The organism is Roseovarius tolerans (genome assembly GCF_028885395.1).
GTDB lineage: Bacteria > Pseudomonadota > Alphaproteobacteria > Rhodobacterales > Rhodobacteraceae > Roseovarius > Roseovarius tolerans.
The window spans coordinates 1552494-1578078 of the sequence record NZ_CP118494.1; the positions used below are offsets into that span (position 1 = coordinate 1552494).

Consider the following 25585-nt stretch of genomic DNA (forward strand, 5'->3'; position numbering starts at 1 on the left):
CTGCCAGAGGCAGCGAGAGGAGAGGCGCTATGAACGCCAATCAGATGATCAACATGGTGATCCGCATTGTCATGCGCCGGTTTCTGAGCCGGGGTGTGAATGCGGGGATGGACGCGGTCGGCAAGCGCATGGGTGGCGGAGCCAAGCGCCCGCCTCGGGATAGCGATCACCGGTCCTGATCGGATGAGGCGGCGCGCCACGCGGTCCACGCCTCGGGCGTGTCGAGATCGGTGGTGGCGCGGGTGCCCGGTAATCTGACGGTTTGAACGGGGTTGGCGCGCAGGATGTCCTGTGCGCCCTGATCGCCTGTGAGGTGGCGCATCGCGGGCAGAAAGTGGGACGGGAAGAGCACCGGATGACCGGGAGTTCCGTCCTGGGCCGTAGCGCGGATTATTTCTTTTTCATCATAGGCTTGAAGAACGGCTCTAATGTCCTTTTCGGTCAGGTCCGGCAGATCTGGCAGCAGCACCATGAGCGCGCTATGGTCGTGGCGCAGCGCCCAATCGGCCCCGGCGCGCAGTGAGGCGGAAAGGCCGGTGGCGGCATCCTCGACAACGAGGGTGGAGAGCTGCGGATGTGCGAGATCGCGCAACGCCTCGGCGCGCCGTGGCCGGTCAGGCGGCAGGGTGACGAGGACGGGATGCCCAAGGCCAAGCGCCATTTCGACCCGGTCACGCAGAAGGGGCGCACCGCGCACCTCCTCCATCAGCTTGTCGCGCCCGCGCATCCGCGACGAGGCCCCGGCGGCGGGAATGAGGATCAGCACATCTGCCAATGTCTCCCCCTAGCGGATCACGTTCATCCGCAGTTTCAGCCCGCGCCGTGCCTCTTGTGGCAGGTGGCGGTTGAGGTGGCGGTTGATCAGCCCGAAAATCCCGATGATCACCAGCGTGAGCAGGATGAAATATCCCGCAAGGATCGGGTAGGGCACGAAGGGGTTGAAGGTCTTGTCAGCGAAGTAGTTGGCGTAATAGAGCGCGTCGCCGCGTTGCTGCCAGGCCGGGAAGCCCGAGAAAAAGACCAGCGTGGTGGCGTGAAAGAGGAAGATCGCCTCGTTGGTATAGGCGGGCCAGGCGAGGCGCAGCATGGTGGGCCAGATGATCCTGCGAAAGCGTGCCATGCCGGTGAAGCCGTAAGCATCGGCGGCCTCGACATCGCCCTTGGGGATGGAGCGCAGCGCGCCGTAGAAGATCTCTCCGGAATAGGCGGCGGTGTTGAGAAACAGAACGATCAGCGCCCCGAGCCAGGCCGAGGTGAAGGCGTCGAACACGGGCGAGACGGATTTCAGCGAGAGGAACAGGAAATAGGCGAAGAAGAACTGGATGAAGAGGGGCGAGCCGCGAAACACGAAGATGAACCATTCCGACGGCTTGCGCAGGAGCGGGTTATGCGCGCCCTTGCCGAGGGCGACTAGCGTCGCGAGGAAGAACCCGGCCAGAAGGGCGAGCACGCCGAAATAGACATTCCAGATCATCCCCGACCCGATCAGGGTGAAATGCTCGCACAGCGTATAGCCCTCGCGGGGGAGCAGACGTTCGCCGTAGCCGAGCGAGCGGAAGGCGTAGTCCTGCACGGTCTGCCAGCAACTCATGCCGCTTTCCTCTGCGCTTCGCCGCCCGTCGTGGCCTGACCGTGGGTGAGGCGCTGCATCAGGCGTTCGAGATAGATCTCGGAGATGCGGGTGAGGCCGAGGTAGAAGACCATGAGGCCGAGGAAATACCACATCCGCCAGTCACCATGCGGATAGTCGGTAAAGCGGGGGTTGGCGGTGCCGCCCAACTCGCGCGCCCAGTAGACGATATCCTCGACCCCCAGAAGGAAGAGCAGCGGCGTGGCCTTGGTCAGCACCATCCAGAGGTTGCTGAGGCCGGGCAGCGCATAGACCCACATCTGCGGCACAAGGATGCGCCAGAAGGTCTGACGCCGCGAGAAGCCGTAGGCGGCGGCTGTTTCAAGCTGCGCATGCGGCACCGCGCGCATCGCGCCAAACAGGACGTTGGCGGCAAACGCGCCGAACACGATGGCGAAGGTCAGGACGGCGAGGAAAAAGCCGTAGGTTTCGTGCATCCATTGCGGATCGTTGCCAAGCGGCAGCTTGGCCGCCTGACAGACGACGAAATCATTGCCCTGCCAGATCGCCTGATCCCAGTCGGGGCATTTGATCTTGTGGCGGATCGCCTCGAACAGCTGATCGAGGGCGATGACGAAAAAGAGAAAGAAGGCGATATCGGGCACGCCGCGCACGATGGCGATATAGCCCTTGCCGAACCATGCGATCGGCCAGATCCGCGAGCGCGCCGCCATTGCCCCGCCGAAGCCGAAGGCGAGCGCGGTGGGCGCGGTGATCGCCAGCAAGAGCAGCACGGTGCCGGTGGCGACATAGAGATTGGCGTGCTTGCCCGTGGTGAGGTAGCACGACAGCCATTTCAGGCCCTCAAGAGTCGATGGATCGGCGCAGAAGGAAAAAATGGCGGTCTCCCTCGGGTGGAGAGGCCCCCGCGCAGGGTACGCGGGGGCGGGATTAGGTCACTCGAAGGTCGAGGAGACTTCCCATTTCTTGATCATTTCGTTGAGCGAGCCGTCATCCTTCATCGACTGGATTGCGGCATCGAAGGTTTCGCGCAACTCGCCATCGGATTCGCGCACGCCCATGCCGACGCCGCCGCCAAGCGGCACGTCTTCGCCCACGAACATCAGGTCGGCATCTTCGGCCGCGACGGGCGCGAGGAACGACTTGTCGGCCAGCACCGCATCGGCCTCACCGTTGCGGACGGCTGCGATGGTTTCTTCAGGGGTGGCGAACTCAACCAATGTGGCCCCGGATTCGGCGACGTAACCCGCCTGAATGGTGCCGGTCTGTGCGGCGATCACGCCGCCGGTGACGTCCACGTCCTCGGACATGCCGAGATAGGCCGAGGGATCGGGGGGCGTGTAGTTCTGGGTGAAGTCGATGACCTGATCGCGCTCGTCGGTGATCGACATGCCGGCGATGATGGCGTCATAGTTGCCCGAAACGAGGTTGGGGATGATGCTGTCCCAATCGTTCGTCACCCATTCGCAGTTGAGTTCGGCGCGGGTGCACAGTTCGTCGCCAAGCTCGCGCTCGAAGCCGTCGACCTCGCCCGCGTCATTGATGAAGTTCCACGGGGGGTAGGCGCCCTCAGTCCCGAGGCGGACGACGTCCTGTGCCATGGCCATACCCGCCATCATGGCGAAGGCGGCGGTGGAAAGCATGAGTTTTTTCATGAGTGGTTTTCTCCCTTTGGTTGGTTGGTCTCAGGCGGCCATGGTGGAGCTGAGAAAGCCCTGTAGCCGCTCGGATTTCGGTGCGCCGAAGAGCGCGTCGGGCGCACCTTCTTCTTCGATCAGGCCCTGATGCAGAAAGACCACGTGGTCGCTGACATCGCGGGCCATGCTCATGTCGTGGGTGACGATCATCATGGTGCGGCCCTCATTGGCCAGATCCTTGATGACGCGGATCACCTCTTGTTCAAGTTCCGGGTCGAGGGCCGAGGTGGGCTCGTCGAACAAGAGCGCCTCGGGTTCCATGCAGAGGGCGCGGGCGATGGCGGCGCGCTGTTGCTGGCCGCCCGAAAGCTGCGCCGGGTAGACGTCGCATTTGTCGCCGATGCCGACCTTGTCGAGATAGCCGCGCGCGGCGTGCTCGGCCTCGGCGCGGTCACGGCCCAGAACGGTCACCGGGGCCTCCATCACGTTTTGCAGGATGGTCATGTGGGCCCAGAGATTGAATTGCTGAAACACCATGGAAAGGTTGGTGCGGATTCGCAGAACCTGGGCTGCGTCCGCCGGGTGGCGGTTCAGCCCTTCGCCGCGCCATGTCACCGGTTCTCCCTTGAAGAGGATATCGCCCTGCTGGCTGTCTTCGAGCAGGTTGGCGCAGCGCAGGATGGTGGATTTGCCCGAGCCCGAAGAGCCGATGAGCGAGATCACATGCCCCTTGGGCGCGGTGATATCGACGCCCTTTATCACCTCGAGCGCGCCGTAGGCCTTGTGCAGATTACGGATTTCGAGGACCGGAGTCGTGGTCAAGCGCGTCACCCTGTTGGCTGGTCGTTTATCGTTTTCATGACAATAGGGCTGAAAAAATGGTGCAATGCAACTTGCAATGCGGGCGAATGGCGGGGCTGGCGTCCGAATTGACGTATCGTCAGCTCAATTCGGAGGCGGTGGCGGGGGATTGGGCACGGCGAGATAATCCGTTGCGGGCAGACGGATCAGGCTGGTGATCCCGAGGGTTGTGCGGTCGTCCTGCGACAGCCCGGCGATGGCGGTTTGCAGCGCGTTGAAGAGTGGCGCGGGGTCGCGGTCTCGGGCGGTGATATAGGGCAGGGCCGGGGTTGGGTCGGTGCGGGCGAGAACGCGTAGAGTGTCGGTGAATCGGTCATGGCCGCGCAGGATGTCCCAAGTCAGCGCGTCGATGGCGGCGATATCTGCGCGGCCTTCGGCGACGGCGAGAGCAGAAGCGCGATGCGCGCCGGTCTGGAACGGGTTCGAGAAGGTGAAGCCGCGCGCGGCGGCCCAGTTTTGCGGCGCGGCCCAGCCGGATTGCGAGAGCGCCTCGTTATAGGCGAAGGGAGCGGCGCCGAAGGCCTCGGGTGCGTCGCGCGGATCGTCGGCGCGGACGACAAGGGCGCTGCAATAGTGCCCCGGCGGACAGTCGGGCAGGGCGAGGACCGGCGTGCCGACAAGCTGCACGTGAGGGTGCAGGCGGGCGCGGAACGGATAGCCGCAGGTCTGTGCGATGAGCAGATCAGGGCTTTGCCAGGTGTTCCAGAGATCGCCGTCGCGGGTGAGCGTCTCGGGGCCGTATCCCAAAGCCGCGCGCAGGCCTTGCCAGAGCCGGTCATTGGCCGCCGCCGTCTCGGGGCGGTCATACATCGGCAGGGCGGCGATCATCCGGTGGATGTGACCCGTTGGCGGGCGAGCGCGCTGTCGCGGTCGGAGATGCCCAGAAAGTTCGAGACCAGTCGCAGCAGCGAGTCCTCATGGCTCTCGCGTTCGCCATCGGCGAGGGCCACTTGCCACAGCGCCTCGATCACCGCGACACGCTCTTCGTAGGGCACGGCATCCTTGATCGCGCGGGTGAAGCGGACGGTATCGGGGGCCTCGGATTCGAGGGTTTCGGCATCCATGCGCAACGCCTCGGCCGCGTCATGCGAGAGGTTGTACCGTGCCTCGACGATGCGGGTGATTCGAATGATTTCGGCGGCCGCGTAATCGCCATCGCTGCGGGCGACACGGACAAGCAGGGCGGTGAGCGCCAGACGGGCATCGCCATCGTCGAGCGGATCAGGTTCGGGCTGGATGAGCCGGTTGAGGAAATCTGCGAACATGGGCACAGGTATAGGGCGATGCGGCGCGCGGGCCAATGGAGAATTGCGCGCGGTTACTGCGCCTCGGCCTGCGCGCGGGCGGTGTCGCTGTCGGCATGGCTGAGCCCCATGGCCTCGCGGGCGGCGTCGAGCACCTGCAGCTCCTGAGGCTGGCTGTCGCCATCCGAAAGGACCACTTCCCAAAGCGCCTCGAGTGCTGCGACGCGGGCCTCGAGGCTGACGGTCTCGCGGATCAGGTGGCCGAATCGGTCGGTATCGGGGGCGGCATGTTCGAGTTTCTCGCAGGTGGCGCGCATCTTGGCCGCCTCGATCGGTTTCAGCCCGTAGAGCCGTGTGAGGAGGCGGTCGATACGCTTGATTTCCGCGAGGTCGTAATGGCGGTCGGACTTGGCGACACGCACCATCAGCGCCCCGAGTGCGAGTTTCTCGTCGGGTTCGGGCAGGGGGCCGGGCTTGGGCGCCTGAAAGGCGTGCAGGATACGGGACAGCATGCATGAATCGTAATCCGCGCGGGCCGCGCACCCAAGCGAATTCTCGCTGATCGCATGCGAGGCGCGCGAAAATGTGCAGCGCCGCAACGGTGACACAATTGCTCCCAAGAAATCCCATTTTGTGGGCCGAAAGAAAGGCATGCTGCTAGTTGAAATACGGAGTTTGATATGAGCGAGGCTGACGCGTGGGCCGGGATGTCGGCAGAGGCGCAATTGGCACAGCTTCGCAGCCTGCCAGTCCGGGAGATGGCCGATCTTGTCACCAATTATGACTGGTCACAGCATCCTGAGCCGGTGCTTGGCTGGGCCATGGCGCAAAAGGGAATTGATCTGCGCGTGGCCGTTTGCGTGTTTTTCAACGGCGCACCGGAGCGCTTCAATTACATGCCCAAGGGTCACGTGCCCGCCCCGCTGCGCGGCACGGCGCGGGTGCTCGACAATATCTGCCTACGGATCAATAGCGGGTTCTATCTGGTGCAGCCCGGCAGCAAGCCGTCGAGCGACAGATCCCTGCGGCGATGGCTCGAGTATCAGGCGGCAGACCGGCGCGAAGGGCGGCGCGGGCGCTGGATCCTCGACGAGGCGATTCTCGCGCCGATGCTGAACGATGAATTGAGCGCGCCGCCGGAACAGACCGCCTGGCGGAACGCGCGCCCGAGCCTTTGGCGCGCGCTGCTGGCCCCGCTGATCGGGCTGGGGGTGGATCGCGATATCCTGAAATACAAGGAACCGCGCGGCTGAGGCGTCAGACCAGCCGCGAGGTTTCCACCGCCGCGCGCAGGAAATCCGCGAAAAGCGGGTGCGGCGCGAAGGGTTTGGATTTCAATTCGGGGTGATATTGCACGCCGATGAACCACGGGTGATCCGACCATTCGACGATTTCGGGCAGGCGGCCATCGGGGGACATGCCCGAAAAGGTCAGGCCGCAGTCTTCGAGTTTCTCGCGATACTTTGTGTCCACCTCGTAGCGGTGGCGGTGGCGTTCGTCGATCTGGGTCGTGCCATAGATCTGCGCCACGCGAGAGCCGTCCTTGAGCACCGCGTCATAGGCGCCGAGGCGCATGGTGCCGCCCTTGTCGTCGCTGACATTGCGGCTGACCTTCTCGTTGCCCTGCACCCATTCCTTGAGGTGATAGACCACCGGCTCGAAGCGTTTCTTGCCGGCCTCGTGGTCGAACTCCTCGGAGCCTGCGTGCTTGAGCCCGGCGACGTTGCGCGCCGCCTCGATCACCGCCATCTGCATGCCGAGGCAGATGCCGAGATAGGGGATCTTGCGGGTGCGGGCAAATTCGGCGGCCTTGATCTTTCCTTCGGTGCCGCGCTCGCCGAAACCGCCCGGAACCAGGATGGCGTGGAAGCCTTCGAGATGCGGGGCAGGGTCTTCGCGCTCGAAAATCTCGGCATCGACCCATTCGACATTGACCTTCACCCGGTTGGCCATGCCGCCATGAATGAGCGCCTCCTTGATCGACTTGTAGGCGTCTTCCAGTTGCACGTATTTGCCGACAATGGCGATATTGACCGCGCCGTCGGTGTTTTGGATGCGGTCGACCACGTCCTGCCAGACGTTGAGGTCGGGGCGCGGTGCGGGGCTGATCTGGAAGGCGTCAAGCACGGCCTGATCGAGCCCTTCGTGGTGGTAGGCCAGCGGCGCCTCGTAGATCGACTTGAGGTCATAGGCGGCGACGACATGTTCCTTGCGGACATTGCAGAAGAGCGCGATCTTTTCGCGTTCCTTGTCGGGGATCGGCTGTTCGGAGCGGCAGACGAGGATATCGGGGGCGATACCGATGCTCTGCAATTCCTTGACCGAGTGCTGGGTCGGCTTGGTCTTGAGCTCGCCAGAGGCGGCGAGATAGGGCAGCAGCGTGAGGTGCATGAAGATGCATTGCCCGCGCGCCCGGTCATGGCTGAACTGGCGGATCGCCTCGAAGAAGGGCAGGCCTTCGATATCGCCGACGGTGCCGCCGATCTCGCACAGCATGAAATCGACTTCCGTCTCGCCGATTGCGAGGAAGTCTTTGATTTCATTGGTGACGTGGGGAACGACCTGAATGGTCTTGCCGAGGTAGTCGCCACGGCGTTCGCGTTCGAGCACATTGGAATAGATCCGGCCCGAGGAGACGGAATCGGTCAGTCGGGCGGGCACGCCGGTGAAGCGTTCATAGTGGCCGAGATCGAGATCGGTTTCGGCCCCGTCATCGGTGACGAAGACCTCGCCATGCTCGAACGGAGACATCGTGCCGGGATCGACGTTGAGGTAAGGATCGAGTTTGCGCAGGCGGACCGAGAAGCCGCGCGCCTGCAAGAGCGCACCGAGAGCGGCCGAAGCGAGCCCTTTGCCAAGCGAGGATACGACGCCGCCGGTGATGAAGATGTAACGTGCCATGCGCGCGCAAAGCCCCCCGTGATACTGCGTTTGTGATGCTTGATCAAAAGCCCGGATTGGCCCTGAAAAGGCCATCCATCACGGGATTTAACCAATAGAGGATTCGGGAGGGATGCGCAAGCCGACCGCAAGATCATGTTGCGGTTTCGGCGCGGCCCTCAATCGTTTGTGGTCAGTCGGCGGTGGGCGTCAGCGGGGCCGTGTCGCCCGAGGACGGCGGCAGGAGCGAGCCGTCGCCGGGCAGGCCGGGCACGCTTTCCTCTACCGGGGCGGGTTGGTCGCCGAGACGGTCGAGCACCGAACTGCCCGCCGATTGCTGCGCTGCGATGATGGTCAGCGTGATCGAGGTCACGATGAAGGCCGCCGCGAGGATCCATGTGACCTTGCCCAGGGCCGTGGCCGCGGCCCGGCCCGTCATGGCGCCGCCGCCACCGCCGCCCATGCCAAGCCCGCCGCCTTCGGAGCGTTGCAGCAGCACCACGCCGATCAGCGCGAGCGCCAGAAGCAGGTGGATGGTCAGGACGACGTTTTCCATGGGTCACAGGGCCTATCACTTGATCGCGGTCTGCGCGGTATCTATGCAATTCCGCTGCCGCCCGCAACCCGGCAATGTGGGAGGCTTTGGCAGAGGGGTCTTCTGGTGCGGGTCGGAAGAAACTCAGCCGGGGCCGGGGCAGGCCGGAGCCTTCATTCGCGTCGGGCTGTCGATGAGGTGCATGCGTCGCATGCGTTGGTCGGGATTGGCCTGGGAGCGGTCATCTGATTGAAGCACCCTGCGCGGAACAAGGCCGAAGGCCGCCGCGCATCGCCGGGCCGCCCCCGGCACGGCGATTTGGCTGCAACCATCTCTGCGCTCAGATGTTTTTCGGATTTGGCTGAGATAAAGCGCTACAAAACTGACGTTGGATCGCCGCACCGCGGCCCGGCGATGCGCGGCTCACTGCCAAGGTCCGCTCCAAGCCATTCGCGCCGTCTGTTTTCAGGACACTCATTCCACGGCACAGCCGCAAAGACTAGGGCGCTCGCCCCAAACCCGCTACTCGTCCACATCATCCATATCCGCCTGCCCCGAGAGCTTGCGGCGGACGTGGGACCAGCTGAGCCCGATGCCGAGCACCAGCGACAGCGCGACCAGCGCCAGCCAGACATTCAGCGTGGGATTGTCGAAGCTGATCCACCCGAAATCATGCAGCACCCAGACCAGTGCCGCCGCGATCGCCAGCACCAGCCCCATGCCGAAGCCCCCGATGGAGCGCAGCGTGGCGCGCAGGTAGATGATGTAGCCGACCAGCAGGATCAGCCCCAGAAGAACCGTCAGCGGCATCTGCGCGCTGAAATTACCCCGTGCCCAGGTGATGAAATTCCACTCGGTCGGGTTGAAGGTCAGCGCCAGCAGCACGAAGGCCACCGCCCATCTTGCCAGAAATCCCATGTCACCCTCGCTTTTGCACTGCACGGCCCCGATGTGCCGCAGGGCGGGCGCGCTGTCCAGTGGGGCGCGGTGATTTAGCTGTTTCGCCCGCGTGCGGCCCCCGTTATACCGGCGCGCGGTTTGGACCAAATGCCGAGGGGTAAATCATGGCAAATGTCGTCGTCGTCGGGGCCCAGTGGGGGGACGAGGGAAAAGGCAAGATCGTGGACTGGCTGAGCGAGCGCGCCGACGTGATCGCGCGGTTTCAGGGTGGCCACAACGCGGGCCATACCCTCGTGATCGACGGCAAGGTCTACAAGCTTAACGCGCTGCCCTCGGGCGTGGTGCGGGGCGGCAAGCTGAGCGTGATCGGCAATGGCGTGGTGCTCGACCCGTGGCATCTGGTGAAGGAGATCGCGCAGATCACCGAGCAGGGGGTGTCGATCACGCCCGAGACGCTGATGATCGCCGAGAACACCCCGCTGATCCTGCCGATTCACGGTGAGCTTGATCGCGCCCGCGAAGAGGCCGCGAGCAAGGGTACCAAGATCGGCACGACCGGGCGCGGCATCGGCCCCGCCTATGAGGACAAGGTCGGCCGTCGCGCGGTGCGGGTGGCCGATCTGGCCGATGAAGAGACGCTGATCGCGCGGGTGGACCGGGCGCTTCAGCATCACGACCCGCTGCGTCGGGGGCTGGGGATCGAGGCGGTGGACCGCGAGGCGCTGATCGCGCAGCTGATGGAGATCGCGCCGCAGATCCTGCCCTATGCGGCCCCGGTGTGGAAGGTGCTCAACGAGCAGCGCCGGGCGGGCAAGCGGATCCTGTTCGAGGGCGCGCAGGGTGCGCTGCTGGACATTGATTTCGGCACTTATCCCTTTGTCACCTCGTCGAATGTGATCGCGGGCCAAGCGGCGACGGGTGTCGGGATCGGGCCGGGCTCGATCGACTACGTGCTGGGCATCGTCAAGGCCTATACCACCCGCGTGGGCGAGGGGCCGTTCCCGACCGAATTGCAGGACGCAGATGGCCAGCGATTGGGTGAGCGGGGCCATGAATTCGGCACCGTGACCGGGCGGCAGAGGCGCTGCGGCTGGTTCGACGCGTGCCTCGTGCGGCAGACCTGTGTCACGAGCGGCGTGAACGGCATTTCCTTCACCAAGCTCGACGTGCTCGACGGGTTCGAGACGCTCAAGATCTGCGTGGCCTATGATCTCGACGGCAAGCGGCTGGATTACCTGCCGATTGCCGCCGAGGAGCAGGCCCGCTGCACGCCCGTCTACGAGGAGCTGCCGGGTTGGTCCGAATCGACCGAGGGCGCGCGTAGCTGGGCCGATCTGCCTGCCAACGCGATCAAATACGTGCGCCGTGTCGAAGAGTTGATCGACTGTCCGGTCGCGCTACTCTCCACCTCACCGGAGCGCGAGGACACCATCCTCGTGACCGACCCGTTCGCGGATTGAGGAGGCGGAATGCTCAGCTACAAGGCCCGGAAACGCTGGTCTCTGGTGGTGCTTCTGGTGGGGCTGCCGGCCTATATCGTGGCTGCCGTGAGCCTTGTGAACTGGATCGACCGGCCGTCGTTCTGGATCGAACTGCTGGTTTATGTGGGGCTGGGATTCATCTGGATCATCCCGCTCAAGCGGCTGTTTCTTGGCGTTGGTCAATCCGATCCGGATGAACGCCGGGATTAACTGAGGCATTCACCTTTCTGAAAATACTCGAATAAACCCCGGTGCAAGTCATGACCTGCGCCGGGGTTTTGCGATCAGCCTCGCATCCGCGCGCCGTCGGCGTCAAAGAGCGGCTCTGTGATCAGCCGGGCGGCGCGGCGGTGGCCGAGGATTTCGATCTCGGCCGTCAGCCCGCCCCGCGCGCGCTCGGTCGGGATGAGGGCGAGGGCGATGGATTTTCCTGCGTGGTGCGAATAGCCACCCGAGGTGCAGAAACCATGCACTTCGCCCTCGATCCAGACCGGCTCGTAGGCGTTCACATCGGCATCTTCCGCCTCCACCTCAAAGGCGACGAGCGTGCGCGCAGCCCCTTGGGCGCGCTCGGCCTCTGCCGCCGCGCGGCCGATGAAATCGGTGTTTTTCTTCCACGCGATGAAGCGATCCATGCCGGTCTCTGCAGCGGTATAGTCGGGCGAGAACTCGCGCAGCCACGCGCCGAAGAACCGGTCGAGCCGCAGCGACATCATCGCGCGCATGCCGAAGGGTTTCATGCCGTGGTTCTGCCCTTCGCTCCACAGCACGTCCCAGAGCGCGCGCTGCGCCATCGGGTCGCAATAGATCTCGTATCCGAGATCGCCGGTATAGCTGACGCGCTGAATGAGGCAATCGACCATGCCGAGGACGGCAGGGCGGATATCCATGAATTTCATGTCCGCGAGCCTGTCGCGGGTGCAGGCGGTGAGCACGTCGCGCGCCTTTGGTCCGGCGATCTGAAAGCCATTGAGGCGATCCGAGATGTTCTCGACCCGCACGCCCGCCGCCTCGTTCTGCGCGAACCAGCGCATGTGGAACGCCTGCGCGCCGTAGGAGGCGGTGAGTTGGAAGGTCTCATCGTTGAGGCAGGACACGGTGAAATCGCCCCAGAGCCGGCCCTTGGGCGAGAGCATCGGGGTCAGTGAGAGCCGCCCCGGTTTGGGGATGCGCCCCGCCATGATCCGGTCGAGCCAGTCGCGCGCGCCTGTGCCGCTGACGAGGTATTTGCCGAAATTGTGGACCTCGTTGATGCCGACGCCCTCGCGCACGGCTTTCACTTCGCGCGCTGTGGCCTCCCACGCGTTGGAGCGGCGGAAGGAGGGGGTTTCGAAGCGCGGCTCGTGCTCTTCGGCGAAGTAGTTGACCACCTCCAGCCCGTATTGCGCGCCCCAGACCGCGCCCATGTCGTCAAAGACGTCATACATTGGCGTCTGACGGAAGGGGCGCGCGGCGGGCAGTTCCTCGTTCGGGTAGGAGACGGAGAAGCGTTTTTGATAGTTTTCAATGACCTTGGGGCGGGTATAGCCCGGGCTGATCCAGTCGCCGAAGCGGGCCACGTCCATGGCGGTGACGTCGCGCTCGCATTCGCCTTCGGTCATCCATTGCGCCAGCATCAGGCCGACGCCGCCGCCTTGGGAAAAGCCCGCCATCACGCCGCAGGCCGACCAGTAGCCGCGCAGGCCGGGGATGGGGCCGACCAGCGGGTTGCCGTCGGGGGCGAAGGTGAAGGGGCCGTGAATGACCGATTTGACGCCCGCGCGCTCCAGCACGGGAAAGCGGCGATAGGCAAACTCGATGCTGGCCTCGATCTTGTCGAGATCGTCGGGCAGCAGTTCATGGCCGAAATCCCATGGCGTGCCGTCCACCGCCCATGGTTTGCAGGGCTGCTCGTAGAAGCCGATGCACAGGCCGCGCCCCTCTTGCCGCAGATAGCTTTCGCCGGCCGGGTCCATGACATGGGGGTGCTCGCTGTCGCGCTCATAGATCTCGGGCGTCTCGTCGGTGACGATATACTGATGCTCCATCGGGTGGAGCGGCAGGTAGACGCCCGCCATCGCGCCGACCTCACGCGCCCAGAGGCCGCCTGCATTGACCACGTGTTCGGTGTGGATGGTGCCCTTGTCCGTCACCACATCCCATGTGCCGTCGGGGCGTTGGTTGGTTTCTTGCACCATGCAGTGCGTTTCGATCTGCGCGCCGCCCATGCGCGCGGCTTTGGCATAGGCGTGGGTGGTGCCCGACGGGTCGAGATGGCCGTCGAGCGGGTCATAAAGCCCGCCGATGATGCCGTCGATATTGGTGACGGGCGCGATCTCGCGGATTTCCTCAGGCGTGACGATATGGGTGTCGAGGCCCATGTAGCGATGCTTGGCGCGCTCGGCGAGCATCATGTCGAAGCGGTCGCGGTTGTCGGCGAGCGTCACGCCGCCGACGTGATGCAGCCCGCAGGACATGCCGGTCAGCTCTTCGAGCTCCTTGTAGAGCCGGATGGTGTAGCCCTGAAGGGCGGCCATGTTGGTGTCGCCGTTGAGCGTGTGAAAGCCGCCCGCCGCGTGCCAGGTGGAGCCGGAGGTGAGCTCGGAGCGTTCCAGGAGCATGACATCTGACCAGCCCAGTTTGGTCAGGTGATAGAGCACGGAACAGCCGACGACACCGCCGCCGATCACGACCACTCGGGTGCTGGTTTTCATGTCACGCCTCCCTGATGTTTTGGTCGAGCCTGCCTGCCGCGCCGGAAAGATCATGTCTGTCTGCGACAAATGCTGCCGTATTTGGATCGGGGCATGGTGCGGCGATTTCGGCGAGAGGAGGGCTGTCCTGAAAAGAAATTTGCAGAAAAACAACCTAAAGACGAATCATTGAAAAAATACTCAGCTTAATATATAAGAATATTACCCGCAGTAATTAGCGGGGACTTTAATTTTTCCAAGGAGGCCTTTGAAATGGCACAAGATTTTTATGAGTTTGACAGTGAAGCCGTTGATGCCGCTCTCGATGCTGCACGGCGCACCCACTCGGGAAATGAGAAGCTTCAGAACCTGACCGCGCAGTCGGGTCTGCCCATGGTCGGGGCGCATATCGCCGTGGCGGCGCAATGCATTGCCGTGACGATCTCGAACAATCAGGTGTGTCTGACCCTGCCTTTGGGGCTGGGCAAGCATTGCCTTCACCTGCCGGTGCATATCCCCAACGGGACGGCGGCACAGGCCTGTCTGACGATCTGCACGCATTTCGGCATCCCGACCGGTGTCAAGGTGTCGGTGGTGGTGGCAGGAAGTACGGTGTTCAGCCAAACCTTCGGTGCATGCTGAACCGGGTCAGCCCCCACTGACCTGACCGTTCAATCCTGTCCTGCGGCCTGCCCCTTCGGTGGCAGGCCGTTCCTTTTCATGTTTGTCGGTGCCTTGCATCACCGCGACAGGATATGTCGGAAATCGGCAATCGCAGGAGCGGTGTGCGCTTCAGGGTGAAGGGCGAGAAAAACCCGAGGGAACCCCATGAAGACCCATGCACAGGCTGTCGTGATCGGCGGCGGCGTTATCGGATGCTCGATCCTCTATCATCTGGCCAAGCTGGGCTGGAGCGATGTCGTGCTGCTGGAGCGCGACGAGTTGACGAGCGGCAGCACATGGCATGCGGCGGCCAATATTCATGGGCTGCATGACAGCGCCAATATCAGCCGTTTGCAGCATTACACGATGAATCTCTATAATGCGCTGGAGGAAGAGACCGGGCAAAGCTGCGGGGTGTTTCAGCCTGGCTCGCTCTATCTGGCGCAGACCGAGAACCGGTCGCATCAGCTACGGCTTCAGGCGGCCAAGGCTAAGCTTTACGGTATGAATTTCCACGAGATTTCGCGGGACGAGGCCGAGCGGCTGCACCCTTTGGTGAATTTCGACGGCATCCGCTGCATCATGTACGAGCCCGATGGCGGCAATGTGGACCCCTCGGGCGTGACCAATGCCTATGCGGTGGGCGCGCGGCAGCGGGGCGCGGAAATTCACCGGTTTACCCCGGTGATGGCCACGGTGCCGCAGGCGGACGGGACATGGATCGTCGAGACGCCGAAGGGCAATATCCACACCCCTTGGGTCATTAACGCTGCCGGTCTGTGGGGCCGCGAGGTGGCGAAACTGGCAGGGATCGAATTGCCCCTGCAACCGACCGAACACCAGTATTTCGTGACCGAGACGATTGCCGAGATCGCCGGGATGGACCGGCGCCTGCCGTCGGTCGCGGACCGGGACGGGGAGTATTACCTGCGCCAGGAGGGCAAGGGCCTGCTGATCGGCGCCTATGAGCGCGACATGCGGTTCTGGGCGGAAGAGGGCACGCCGCTGGATTTTGCGCATGATCTTTTCCCCGACGATCTGGAGCGGATCGAGGACAACATGATGCGCGCCATCGACCGGGTTCCGGTGGTGGGCGAGGCGGGGATCAAGCGGGTGATCAACGGTCCGATGATCTGGTCGCCCGATGCCAATGTGATCCTTGGGCCGGTGCCTGAGTTGAAAGGCTACTTCTGCTGTAACGGCATCATTCCGGGGTTCAGCCAATCGGCGGGCATGGGCTGGATGGTGGCCGAATGGCTGGTGCATGGCGAGATGAAATACGACATGTTCGCCTGGGATATCGCGCGGTTTGGCCTCTGGGCCAATGACCGGGAGTTTGTGAAGGCCAAGGTGAAGGACCAATACGCGCATCGGTTTGCGATTCATTACCCCAATGAGGAGCGCGCGGCGGGGCGGCCGCTACGGGTGCGGCCTGCTTATGAGATGCAGAAGGACATGGGGGCGGTCTTTGGCCTCAACTATGGCTGGGAGCATCCTTTGTGGTTCTCCGAGGTGCCCGGCACCGTCGATACTAACGGCTTCACCCGGCAGAACTGGTGGGGGCCGGTGGGCGAGGAGGCCCGCATGCTGCGCGAGCGGGCGGGCATCATCGACATTTCGAATTTCGCCAAGTACCGGGTCAAGGGGCCGGGGGCGGAGGAGTGGCTCAACGCCGTCTTCGCCAACCGGATGCCGCGCGCCGTGGGTCGGTCGTGCCTGACGCCGCTGATCGGGGTGCGTGGCGGGATTGCCGGGGATGCGACGGTGACGCGGTTGGGCGAAGAGGAGTTCTGGGTGATCTCCTCGGGCATGGCGGAGCGCTATCACAAGCGGTTTTTCGATGCGGTGCCGCTGCCGGAGGGGACCGTGTTCGAGAGCCTGACCGAGGCGGTCTGCGGCTTCAACGTGGCGGGGCCACGGTCGCGCGAGATGTTGCAGCGGTTGACCAATGCGTCGCTCAGCACCGAGGATTTTGCGTTCATGCGCTCGGCGAAGATCGAGATCGCGGGGGTTTCTTGCGTGGCGCTCCGGGTGAGTTTCACCGGCGATCTGGGCTGGGAGTTGCATTGCGCGACCGAGGATCAGGCGCGGCTTTATGCGGCGCTGATCGAGGCGGGGCGCGAGATGGGCGCGGGGCCGGTGGGCAGCCGCGCGTTGATGAGCCTGCGGATCGAGAAGGGCTATGGGTCGTGGTCCCGCGAATACAGCCCCGAATACTGGCCGCAGGAGGCCGGGCTGGCCGGGCTGTGCAAGATGGACAAGGATTTCTTGAACAAGGCGGCGCTGGAGGCGGTGATCGGGGAGGCCCCGCGCGAGCGGTTGGTGTTGCTGGCGCTGGAGGCGGCGGATGTGATGGCCTCGAATGCAGATGCAACGGGCGGCGAGCCGATCTTCAAGGATGGCGTGGGCGTAGGGCGCGTGACCTCGGGGGCTTACGGCTATGCGGTGGGGATGAGCCTGGCGCTTGGCTATGTGAAGGGGGGCGCCGGGCCCGGCGATGCGGTGGAGGTGATGGTGCTGGGCCAACCGCACCGCGCGCGCATCCTGCACGAGCCGCCGTTCGATCCGGAGGGGGTGCGGCTCAGGGCGTGAGGGGAGTGACGGGGCTGGGACGCGCCTGCTGCTGCCGTTGGCGGTTTCAGAGACTAGCCGCGCGGTGCCCGACCGCCGGGTGGGCGCAGCAACCTCGGTGGACCGCACTTTATGCCAGCCAAGCACTCCCGCGTTATCAATGGCTTGAAACGTTGCAAAAGCGCCCGCCCGAGGGGGCGGTCGGGCGCTGCGCGGCGGTGCCTACGGCACCTTGATTCCGCGCATTGGAGCTGCACCTAAACGGCAGCTCCAGGCCAAAAATCACGACGCCCGACCGGTCAGCCGTCGCCCTTGCCAGACTCTTTCGCGGCCTTGAACTTCTTGAGCTTGTCCATCAGCAGCGCCCGCGCCTTGATATTGGCGCGGCGCACGCGGAGGGCGGTGAGAAACGCCTCTTCGGCGGTCTGCGAGGTGGCCCCGAGCACCTTTTGCATATCGGACACGAGATCCTCGTCACCGGTGGCGTCGATCGCCTTGATGACGTCGCGGGCCAACTCGTCTGCAAGATCCTCGGTGATACCCATCGGACGGCCCCCTAGCGCGTGCTCTCGGTCAGGCGGCGTTTGACATAGGTCGAGACCGTGTCGATCATGCCGTCCATATAGGGGTCGCGGAAGAAATGGTCGGCGCCCTCGACCTCTTCATGGGTGATGGTGATGCCTTGCTGTTCGTGCAGTTTGCCGACCAGCGCGGTGGTGTCCGCCGGCGGGGCGACGCGGTCATGGCTGCCGTTGATGATCAGGCCCGAGGCGGGGCAGGGCGCGAGGAACATGAAATCATACATGTTGGCGGGCGGCGACACGGAAATGAAGCCGGTGATCTCGGGGCGGCGCATCAAAAGCTGCATGCCGATCCACGCGCCGAATGAAAAGCCCGCGACCCAGCAATGCTTGGAGTTGTTGTTCATGGATTGCAGGTAATCGAGGGCCGAGGCCGCATCCGACAACTCGCCCACGCCCTGATCGTATTCACCCTGAGACCGCCCGACACCGCGAAAGTTGAAGCGCAGCACGGTGAAGCCCATGTTGTAGAAGGCGTAATGCAGGTTGTAGACGACCTTGTTGTTCATCGTGCCGCCGAATTGCGGATGCGGGTGCAGCACGATGGCAATCGGTGCGTCCTTGTCGGCTTGCGGATGGTAGCGGCCTTCGAGACGGCCTTCGGGGCCGGGAAAGATTACCTCGGGCATAGGGTCCCTTTTGTCCTTGTTGCGGGGGCTGGCGAGAATCTTGACGAATTCGCTCGACCACCTTAGAACATTTCTAAATTACGGTCAGTGCCGGACTGGCTCAGAGCGAGATAAGCCCTGCGTCGCGCAAGGTCAATCTGTTCGCGAGGGGAGAGGCCCATGAAACTCAGCACCAAGGGGCGTTACGCAATGGTGGCGCTGGTCGATATCGCGCTGCAACCCGATGGCGAGGTGGTCACCTTGGGCGAGGTGTCGCGACGGCAGGACATCTCTCTGCCCTATCTCGAACAGCTTTTCGTCAAGCTGCGGCGGGCGGAACTTGTGACCTCGGTGCGCGGGCCCGGCGGTGGCTACCGGCTGGCGCGGCCCGCGACCGAAATCCGGGTGGCCGATGTGCTGGCGGCGGTCGACGAGACGGTGGATGCGCTGCACAAGGGCGCGGGCGCCTCGGGCGGGTCGAGCGGGTCGCGCGCGCAATCCATGGCGAACCGGCTGTGGGAAGGGCTGAGCGCGCAGGTCTACGTGTTCCTGCACCAGACAAGGTTGAGCGATGTGGCGGGCAATTCGCTGGCCCCGTGCCCGGCGGTGCCGCATCTCTTCTCGGTGGTGGACGAGGACTGAGACGTCGCGCCGGGTGGGGGCCAGCCCCCACGCCCCCGGAGTATTGCAACCATAAAGAAACGGCAGGCATGGACAGGGTTTACCTCGATTACAATGCGACGGCCCCGCTCCGCGCGGAGGCGCGGGCCGCGATGATCCATGCCATGGACCTGCTGGGCAACCCGTCGAGCGTGCATGCCGAGGGGCGCGCCGCCAAGGGGTTGGTGGAGCGCGCGCGCGCGCAGGTGGCCGCGGCATTCGGGGCTGAAGGCGCGGATGTGATCTTTACCTCGGGGGCCACGGAAGGCGCCGCATTGGCCTGTGCCGGGCGCGGCCTGAGCGGGGCCGCGATCGAGCATGATGCGGTCGGGGCCTGGGTGGGTGAGGATCTGGCGGTGGACGGCGCTGGCAGGGTGACGGTGGAGGACCCCGCGCGTGCGGTGCTGCAACTGGCCAATTCCGAGACCGGCGTGGTGCAGGAGTTGCCTGAGGGTCTGGCGGTGAGCGACATGACACAGGGCTTTGGCAAGCTGCCAGTGGCGTTCAACTGGTCGGGCGCGCAGATGGCGCTGGTGTCGGCGCACAAGCTGGGCGGACCCAAGGGGGTGGGCGCGCTGGTGATCCGGCGCGGCACCGATCTTGCGGCGCAGATCCGGGGCGGCGGGCAGGAAATGGGCCGCCGCGCGGGCACCGAGAACGTCATCGGCATTGCCGGATTCGGCGCGGCCGCAGAGGCGGCGGCGCGCGATCTGGCGGCGGGGGTCTGGGATCGGGTCGAAAAACTTAGAAAGATTCTAGAATCAACTATTGCAGAGACTGGGAACGGGACTATTTTTGTCGGGAAAGACTCGGTGCGTTTGCCCAACACAAGCTGCTTCATAACGCCGGGTTGGAAGGGCGAGACGCAGGTCATGGCAATGGACCTTGCAGGCTTTGCGATTTCGGCGGGCAGCGCCTGTTCGAGTGGCAAGGTCAGAGCGAGCCGGGTGTTGCGCGCGATGGGCTATGACGAGGTCCATGCCAGTTGCGCGATCCGTGTCTCGCTGGGGCCGGATGTGACGGAAGACGAGATCATGCGCTTTGCCGAAAGCTGGCTGACGCGCTGCACAAAACATCAGGCGCGCAAGGCCTGAGAAGAAGGGAGATAGCCGATGGTTGCTTTGGACGAGACCCAAGTCAAGGAAGGCGTTGATCAGGAAACGGTCGATGCGGTGCGGCAGGTGGGCGGTGCCTACAAGCACGGCTGGAACACCGATATCGAGATGGATTACGCACCGATGGGCCTCGACGAGGATATCGTGCGGCTGATCTCGTCGAAGAACGAAGAGCCGGAATGGATGACCGAGTGGCGTCTGGCGGCCTATCGGCGCTGGCTGGAGAAAAAAGAGCCCAACTGGGCGATGGTCGATTACCCCACGATCGATTTTCAGGCGCAGTATTACTATGCGCGCCCCAAGAGCATGGCCGAGAAGCCGAAATCGCTGGATGATGTCGATCCCAAGCTCTTGGAAACCTATGCCAAGCTGGGCATTCCGCTGAAGGAACAGATGATCCTTGCCGGGGTCGAAGGGGCCGAGGATGCGCCCGCCGAGGGCCGCAAGGTGGCGGTCGATGCGGTGTTTGACAGTGTCAGCGTCGGCACCACGTTTCAGGCCGAGTTGCGCAAGGCGGGAGTGATCTTCTGCTCGATCTCCGAGGCGATCAAGGAGCACCCGGAACTGGTGAAGAAGTATCTCGGGTCGGTTGTGCCGGTCAGTGACAATTTCTATGCGACGCTGAATTCGGCGGTCTTTTCCGACGGCTCGTTCGTCTACATTCCGCCGGGCGTGCGCTGCCCGATGGAACTCAGCACCTATTTCCGGATCAATGCCGAGAATACAGGGCAGTTCGAGCGGACGCTGATCATCGCCGACAAGGGATCGTTCGTGAGCTATCTCGAGGGCTGCACCGCACCGCAGCGCGACGAGAGCCAATTGCATGCCGCAGTGGTGGAGATCATCGTCGAGGAAGATGCCGAGGTGAAATATTCCACGGTGCAGAACTGGTATCCTGGCGATGAGAACGGCAAGGGCGGGATCTACAATTTCGTCACCAAGCGCGCCGATTGCCGGGGCGACCGGGCCAAGGTGATGTGGACGCAGGTCGAGACCGGCTCTGCCGTGACGTGGAAATATCCCAGCTGCATCCTGCGCGGCGACGAGAGCCAGGGCGAGTTCTATTCCATCGCCATCGCGAACAACCATCAGCAGGCCGATACCGGCACCAAGATGATCCATCTGGGCAAGAACACCCGCTCGCGCATCGTCTCGAAGGGGATCAGCGCCGGGGTGGCGCAGAACACCTATCGCGGGCTTGTCTCGATGCACCCCAAGGCCAAGAACAGCCGCAACTACACGCAGTGCGACAGCCTGCTGATCGGCGATAAATGCGGGGCGCATACGGTGCCTTATATCGAGGTCAAGAACAACTCCTCCCGCGTGGAGCATGAGGCGACCACCTCCAAGGTCGATGACGACCAGATGTTCTATTGCCGCTCGCGCGGGATGGACGAGGAAGAGGCGGTGGCGCTCGTGGTCAACGGCTTCTGCCGCGACGTGTTGCAGGCGCTGCCGATGGAGTTCGCCATGGAGGCGCAGCAACTGGTGGCGATCTCGCTGGAAGGGTCTGTTGGCTGATGACAGGGCAGGGCACCATCAACGGCCCGCAGCGGCTTGCGATTGCGTGGCTGACGCGGTTTCCGCCGCGTTTGCGGCAGGAGGGGCGGCGGCTTGGCCTGTTGATCCTCGGGCATTTCACGATCTTCCTGCTGGCTCTGGGCCATGACGAGATCGTCGCGGAATGCGTGGAAAACGGGATGATCGCCGCGCAGCGGGCCGAGATGGTCGAACTGATCATCGGGCTGGGCCTGTTCCTGTGTTGGAGCGTGCTGACCATCGCGATGGTGCGTCTGATCGACCGGGCGCGCGCCGGTGAGCCGGGCTGACATGCAGGACGCGGTGAGCATAGAGCGGCCCGAGTTGACCCTGCCCGAGGCGGAGGCGTCGCATCTGCGGGATGCCTATGAGCAGGCGGCGGTGATCCTCGAATACGGCTCTGGTGGATCGACCGTGATGGCCGCCGAGATGCCGGGCAAGACCGTGATCTCGGTCGAGAGCGACACGGACTGGGCGCAGATGATGCGCGACTGGTTCGCGATGACCGCGCCCGCCGAAGGCACGACGGTCAAGGTGATCTGGTCCGATATCGGGCCGACCAAGGCATGGGGCTTTCCCAAGGACCAAAGCGGCTGGTCGCGCTATGCGCGGTATCCGCTGGCGGTCTGGGATCTGGATACGGTCGGGCAGCCCGACGTGGTGCTGGTCGACGGGCGGTTCCGGGTGGGCTGTGCGATGGCCGTGGCGCTGCGCACGACGCGGCCCGTGACGCTGCTCTTCGACGATTACGTGCCGCGCAAGCAGTATCACCGGATCGAGCAATACATCGGCGCGCCGCGCCGGGTGATCGGGCGGATGGCCGAATTCGAGGTGGCCCCGATGCCGCTGCGGCCGGAGATGCTCTTGACGACGATAGAGATGATGCAGCGGCCCTGACGCCGCGAAGACAATAGGAAGGACATAATAAAATGTTGGAAATCAAAAACCTGCACGTCGATCTTGAAGACGAGGAAAAGAGCATTCTCAAGGGTGTGGACCTGACCGTTGAGGCGGGCAAGGTGCATGCGATCATGGGCCCGAACGGGTCTGGCAAATCGACGCTGAGCTATGTTCTGTCGGGGCGCGATGGCTATGAGGTCACGCAAGGCTCGGCCACGCTCGACGGCGTTGATCTGCTGGCGCTGGAGCCCGAAGAGCGCGCCGCCGAGGGGCTCTTTCTGGCGTTTCAATATCCAGTCGAGATCCCCGGCGTGGGCAACATGACCTTTCTGCGCACCGCCGTAAATGCACAGCGCAAGGCGCGCGGGCAGGAGGAAATGAGCGCCGCCGATTTCCTCAAGGAGGTGCGCGAGAAGGCCAAGACCCTCAAGATCGACGCCGACATGCTCAAGCGGCCGGTGAATGTGGGCTTTTCGGGCGGTGAGAAGAAGCGCAACGAGATCCTGCAGATGGCGATGCTGGCCCCCAAGATGTGCATTCTCGACGAGACCGACTCGGGTCTCGATGTGGATGCGATGAAGCTGGTCGCCGAAGGTGTGAACGCGCTGCGCGACGAGGGGCGCGGGTTTCTGGTGATCACCCACTATCAGCGCCTGCTGGATCACATCAGGCCGGACGTGGTGCACATCATGTCCGAAGGCCGGATCATCAAGAGCGGCGGGCCGGAACTGGCGCTCGAGGTCGAGAAGAACGGCTATGAGAACCTGAAGGCAGAGGTGGCGTGATGGCGTTGGACGATACCAAGCATTCGGCCACCGAGGCGCGGCTGGCGTCGATGGTCGTGCCCGATGTCGGCTGCACCTCCGAGGCGCGGCAAGAGGCGCTGGCGCGGTTGCGCAGCATGGGCTTGCCGCATCGGCGCGATGAATACTGGAAGTTCACCCGGCCCGACACTCTGGTTCAGCCCGAGCCGCCGCAGGCGGCGCTGTTCGACGATGGCGAAGCGCCGGTGTTCGACAGTTTTGACCGGCTCAAGATCGTGTTCGTGGACGGGCTGTTCGCTCCCGAACTGTCGGATGACTTGACGCTGGAAGGGGTCGTGATCGACCGATTGGAAGATGTCTGTTGCAGCACTGAGCACTGGGCCGAGGATTTCTACGGCACGCTGGAAGCTGCCGGTCAGGTGCCGGTGGACCGGCCACTGGCCGCGCTCAACACCGCCTATGCGGGTGACGGCGTGACCATTCGTGTGACCGGACGCCCGAGCAAGCCGATCAACCTGATCTATACCCATGAGGCGACCGCGTCGGACGTGTTCCTGCATCACGTGGTGCGGGTCGAGGAAGGCGCCTGCGCGACCATTCTCGAAAACGGGCCGGCGGCGGCGCGGTTCAACAATTGCATGGAAGTCGACGTGGCCGATGGCGGCACCCTGCATGTGGTGCGCGCGCAGGGCCGCGACCACGAGCGGCGTGCGGTCACCAATCTGTTTGCCCGGCTGGGGCGCGAAAGCGTGTTCAAATGCTTTACCCTGACCGCCAACGGCGTGCTGACGCGCAATGAATGCGTGGTCACGCTGACCGGGGATGATGCGGTGGCGCATGTGGCCGGGGCCGCGATGGGCGACGGCGATTTCCATCAGGATGACACGGTGTTCATCACCCATGACGCCGAGCGCTGCGAGAGCCGTCAGGTCTTCAAGAAGGTGCTGAGCAACGGTGCTGTCGGCGTGTTCCAGGGCAAGATCCTGGTCAAGGCAGGTGCACAGAAGACCGATGGCTATCAGATCAGCCAGTCGATGCTGCTGGATGGCGACAGCGAGTTCCTGGTCAAGCCGGAACTGGAAATCTATGCCGATGACGTGGCCTGTTCGCATGGCTCCACCTCGGGGGCAATCGACGAGGATGCGCTCTATTACCTGCGCGCACGGGGGCTTCCGAAGGATATCGCCACGGACCTGCTGACCCTCGCCTTTGTCGCCGAGGCGGTCGAGGAGATCGAGGACGACGCCCTGCGCGAAGAGATCAACGGGCAGCTGGCGACCTGGCTGGACTGGCGCAAGGGCTGATGCCGGTCACCCGCGACATCGTCGCCACCTATCGCGGGCCGCGCCGGGTGGTGCGGCGGCTGCTGGATATGGGCGAGCGCGAGGATCGCGCGCTGGTGATGCTGGTCGGCGCCTGCGTCGTGGTCTTCGTCGCGCAATGGCCGCGCCTCGCACGAGAGGCGCATCTGGCCGAACGGGACCTCAACCCGCTTCTGGGCGGTGCACTGATGGCGTGGCTCTTTATCGCGCCCCTCCTGCTCTATGCGATTGCGCTGATCAGCCACGGGATCGCGCGGCTTATCGGTGGGCGTGGCACCGCCTATGGCGCGCGGCTGGCGCTGTTCTGGGCGTTCCTGGCGGCAAGCCCGCTGATCCTGTTGCACGGGCTGGTGGCCGGCTTTGTCGGCCCCGGGCTGGGTTTGCAGGGCGTCGGGCTGATCTGGTGTGGTGTTTTCGGCTGGTTCTGGCTATCCGGTCTGCGAGAGGCGGAATGGAGCAGCGCATGATACCCGATCAATTCAAGGACCTGGTGCGGCAGACCCTGTTTCAGCCGCAGGAGGCGGCGCGTGTGCTGATCGAGATGCGGCTGCCCCGGCAGGGGCTGTGGATGGCGCTTGCGCTCTTGTCGATCTTGAATTCGATCGTCTACTCGCTGTCGCTGCAACTCAGCCCGCCGACCGATCCCTCGGCGTCCCTGATGCCGCCCGCGTTTCATTCGCCGATCCTGTTCGCAGTTTTCCTGTTCGGGGCCTTGGCAATCACGGTGATCGCGCTCCATTACGTGGGGCAGGGTCTGGGGGGTGCGCCCGGGTCGATGGACGACATCCTGGTCCTGCTGACATGGTTGCAGGTATTGCGGCTGCTGGTGCAGTTGGGCGTGCTGGTTCTGGTCCTTGTCGCGCCCGTGCTGGGGGCGCTTGCCGTGATCGTCGCTGCGGTGTGGGGGATCTACATTCTGATAAGCTTTGTCGATGCCGCGCACCGGTTCGGCAACATGTTCAAGGCGGCAGGGGTGATCCTTCTGTCGCTCGTGGCGATGGCGGTCGGGCTGAGCGCGCTTCTGAGCCTCGTCGGTGTCGCCCGGATGGGAGGGGGCTGAG

The 25585-nt window shown here is 63.9% G+C and carries 29 protein-coding genes; 15 read left to right on the plus strand and 14 right to left on the minus strand.

All coding sequences use genetic code 11. From position 1 onward, the window contains the following. Positions 1-29 precede the first annotated feature (29 nt). Positions 30-179 (plus strand): hypothetical protein, encoded by a 150-nt coding sequence (locus tag PVU19_RS07660; RefSeq protein WP_160316373.1) that lies wholly within the window; start codon positions 30-32, stop codon positions 177-179. Here the strand turns inward: PVU19_RS07660 and PVU19_RS07665 are convergent. The 8 genes from PVU19_RS07665 to PVU19_RS07700 form a co-directional block, all read right to left on the minus strand. Beyond that, a complete protein-coding gene (locus PVU19_RS07665; protein ID WP_152911661.1) occupies positions 167-775 on the minus strand; it encodes a nucleotidyltransferase family protein in 609 nt (202 codons plus the stop codon). The genes PVU19_RS07660 and PVU19_RS07665 overlap by 13 nt on opposite strands. A gap of 9 nt (positions 776-784) precedes the next feature. Beyond that, positions 785-1591: an ABC transporter permease gene (locus PVU19_RS07670; RefSeq protein ID WP_050663433.1), complete on the minus strand. Its 807-nt coding sequence runs from the start codon at positions 1589-1591 to the stop codon at positions 785-787. Further along, positions 1588-2469, minus strand: a complete 882-nt coding sequence (locus PVU19_RS07675) for an ABC transporter permease (RefSeq protein WP_050663434.1) — start codon at positions 2467-2469, stop codon at positions 1588-1590. The genes PVU19_RS07670 and PVU19_RS07675 overlap by 4 nt, the downstream gene beginning before the upstream one ends. Before the next feature lie 57 nt (positions 2470-2526). Further along, positions 2527-3246 (minus strand): transporter substrate-binding domain-containing protein, encoded by a 720-nt coding sequence (locus PVU19_RS07680; RefSeq protein ID WP_050663435.1) that lies wholly within the window; start codon positions 3244-3246, stop codon positions 2527-2529. 30 nt (positions 3247-3276) lie between these two features. After that, positions 3277-4050 carry an ABC transporter ATP-binding protein gene (locus tag PVU19_RS07685; protein ID WP_050663448.1) on the minus strand — a complete coding sequence of 258 codons (774 nt, stop codon included), beginning with the start codon at positions 4048-4050 and terminating at the stop codon, positions 3277-3279. A gap of 123 nt (positions 4051-4173) precedes the next feature. Next, positions 4174-4917 carry a phosphate/phosphite/phosphonate ABC transporter substrate-binding protein gene (locus PVU19_RS07690; RefSeq protein WP_050663436.1) on the minus strand — a complete coding sequence of 248 codons (744 nt, stop codon included), beginning with the start codon at positions 4915-4917 and terminating at the stop codon, positions 4174-4176. Next, positions 4914-5354, minus strand: a complete 441-nt coding sequence (locus tag PVU19_RS07695; protein WP_050663437.1) for a tellurite resistance TerB family protein — start codon at positions 5352-5354, stop codon at positions 4914-4916. The genes PVU19_RS07690 and PVU19_RS07695 overlap by 4 nt, the downstream gene beginning before the upstream one ends. Before the next feature lie 53 nt (positions 5355-5407). Beyond that, positions 5408-5845, minus strand: a complete 438-nt coding sequence (locus tag PVU19_RS07700; protein WP_050663449.1) for a tellurite resistance TerB family protein — start codon at positions 5843-5845, stop codon at positions 5408-5410. A 168-nt stretch (positions 5846-6013) separates the two neighbouring features. Here PVU19_RS07700 and PVU19_RS07705 point away from each other — a divergent pair, with 168 nt between their 5' ends. After that, complete coding sequence (locus PVU19_RS07705) at positions 6014-6586, plus strand: hypothetical protein (RefSeq protein ID WP_050663438.1); 573 nt, start codon at positions 6014-6016, stop codon at positions 6584-6586. Positions 6587-6590: 4 nt separating this feature from the next. Here the strand turns inward: PVU19_RS07705 and PVU19_RS07710 are convergent, their stop codons facing one another. From PVU19_RS07710 to PVU19_RS07720, 3 genes are all read right to left on the minus strand, one after another. Further along, entirely contained in the window at positions 6591-8234 is a 1644-nt protein-coding gene (locus PVU19_RS07710) for a CTP synthase (RefSeq protein ID WP_050663439.1), read from the minus strand. A 172-nt stretch (positions 8235-8406) separates the two neighbouring features. After that, positions 8407-8769, minus strand: a complete 363-nt coding sequence (gene secG / locus PVU19_RS07715; RefSeq protein ID WP_050663440.1) for a preprotein translocase subunit SecG — start codon at positions 8767-8769, stop codon at positions 8407-8409. A 501-nt stretch (positions 8770-9270) separates the two neighbouring features. Further along, positions 9271-9666 carry a DUF6524 family protein gene (locus tag PVU19_RS07720; protein WP_050663450.1) on the minus strand — a complete coding sequence of 132 codons (396 nt, stop codon included), beginning with the start codon at positions 9664-9666 and terminating at the stop codon, positions 9271-9273. A gap of 146 nt (positions 9667-9812) precedes the next feature. Between PVU19_RS07720 and PVU19_RS07725 the strand changes: the two genes are divergently transcribed. Further along, positions 9813-11108: an adenylosuccinate synthase gene (locus PVU19_RS07725; protein ID WP_050663441.1), complete on the plus strand. Its 1296-nt coding sequence runs from the start codon at positions 9813-9815 to the stop codon at positions 11106-11108. A gap of 9 nt (positions 11109-11117) precedes the next feature. Next, entirely contained in the window at positions 11118-11339 is a 222-nt protein-coding gene (locus PVU19_RS07730; protein ID WP_050663442.1) for a DUF2842 domain-containing protein, read from the plus strand. 74 nt (positions 11340-11413) lie between these two features. Here PVU19_RS07730 and PVU19_RS07735 read toward each other — a convergent pair whose 3' ends face one another. Beyond that, positions 11414-13822 carry a GcvT family protein gene (locus tag PVU19_RS07735; RefSeq protein WP_050663451.1) on the minus strand — a complete coding sequence of 803 codons (2409 nt, stop codon included), beginning with the start codon at positions 13820-13822 and terminating at the stop codon, positions 11414-11416. Between the two features lie 252 nt (positions 13823-14074). On the opposite strand from PVU19_RS07735, the gene PVU19_RS07740 reads away from it, so the two are divergent. Next, the gene (locus tag PVU19_RS07740; RefSeq protein WP_050663443.1) at positions 14075-14443 is read left to right on the plus strand and encodes a hypothetical protein; all 369 of its coding nucleotides are present in this window, start codon (positions 14075-14077) and stop codon (positions 14441-14443) included. A 186-nt stretch (positions 14444-14629) separates the two neighbouring features. After that, positions 14630-17056, plus strand: coding sequence for a GcvT family protein (locus PVU19_RS07745; RefSeq protein ID WP_050663444.1), 2427 nt, complete (start codon positions 14630-14632; stop codon positions 17054-17056). A gap of 278 nt (positions 17057-17334) precedes the next feature. Here the strand turns inward: PVU19_RS07745 and PVU19_RS07750 are convergent, their stop codons facing one another. Both PVU19_RS07750 and PVU19_RS07755 read right to left on the minus strand, forming a co-directional pair. After that, positions 17335-17580 carry a hypothetical protein gene (locus PVU19_RS07750; RefSeq protein WP_050662187.1) on the minus strand — a complete coding sequence of 82 codons (246 nt, stop codon included), beginning with the start codon at positions 17578-17580 and terminating at the stop codon, positions 17335-17337. Positions 17581-17591: 11 nt separating this feature from the next. After that, complete coding sequence (locus PVU19_RS07755; protein ID WP_050662186.1) at positions 17592-18245, minus strand: alpha/beta hydrolase; 654 nt, start codon at positions 18243-18245, stop codon at positions 17592-17594. 159 nt (positions 18246-18404) lie between these two features. Here PVU19_RS07755 and iscR point away from each other — a divergent pair, with 159 nt between their 5' ends. The 9 genes from iscR to PVU19_RS07800 all read left to right on the plus strand — a co-directional run bounded on the left by iscR (position 18405) and on the right by PVU19_RS07800 (position 25584). Next, positions 18405-18866 carry a Fe-S cluster assembly transcriptional regulator IscR gene (iscR, locus tag PVU19_RS07760; RefSeq protein WP_050662185.1) on the plus strand — a complete coding sequence of 154 codons (462 nt, stop codon included), beginning with the start codon at positions 18405-18407 and terminating at the stop codon, positions 18864-18866. 68 nt (positions 18867-18934) lie between these two features. Next, positions 18935-19978, plus strand: a complete 1044-nt coding sequence (locus PVU19_RS07765) for a cysteine desulfurase family protein (protein ID WP_050662184.1) — start codon at positions 18935-18937, stop codon at positions 19976-19978. 18 nt (positions 19979-19996) lie between these two features. After that, positions 19997-21520 (plus strand): Fe-S cluster assembly protein SufB, encoded by a 1524-nt coding sequence (sufB, locus tag PVU19_RS07770; RefSeq protein ID WP_050662183.1) that lies wholly within the window; start codon positions 19997-19999, stop codon positions 21518-21520. Further along, the gene (locus PVU19_RS07775) at positions 21520-21828 is read left to right on the plus strand and encodes a hypothetical protein (protein WP_050662182.1); all 309 of its coding nucleotides are present in this window, start codon (positions 21520-21522) and stop codon (positions 21826-21828) included. Before sufB ends, PVU19_RS07775 begins: the two co-directional genes overlap by 1 nt. Position 21829: 1 nt before the next feature. Next, on the plus strand, positions 21830-22435 hold the full coding sequence (locus PVU19_RS07780) for a hypothetical protein (RefSeq protein ID WP_050662181.1): 606 nt from the start codon (positions 21830-21832) through the stop codon (positions 22433-22435). A 32-nt stretch (positions 22436-22467) separates the two neighbouring features. After that, complete coding sequence (gene sufC, locus PVU19_RS07785; protein WP_050662180.1) at positions 22468-23223, plus strand: Fe-S cluster assembly ATPase SufC; 756 nt, start codon at positions 22468-22470, stop codon at positions 23221-23223. Beyond that, positions 23223-24506 (plus strand): SufB/SufD family protein, encoded by a 1284-nt coding sequence (locus PVU19_RS07790; RefSeq protein WP_050662179.1) that lies wholly within the window; start codon positions 23223-23225, stop codon positions 24504-24506. The genes sufC and PVU19_RS07790 overlap by 1 nt, the downstream gene beginning before the upstream one ends. Further along, a complete protein-coding gene (locus PVU19_RS07795; RefSeq protein WP_050662178.1) occupies positions 24506-24991 on the plus strand; it encodes a hypothetical protein in 486 nt (161 codons plus the stop codon). The genes PVU19_RS07790 and PVU19_RS07795 overlap by 1 nt, the downstream gene beginning before the upstream one ends. Next, positions 24988-25584, plus strand: a complete 597-nt coding sequence (locus tag PVU19_RS07800; protein ID WP_235575737.1) for a YIP1 family protein — start codon at positions 24988-24990, stop codon at positions 25582-25584. The genes PVU19_RS07795 and PVU19_RS07800 overlap by 4 nt, the downstream gene beginning before the upstream one ends. Position 25585: the final 1 nt, after the last annotated feature.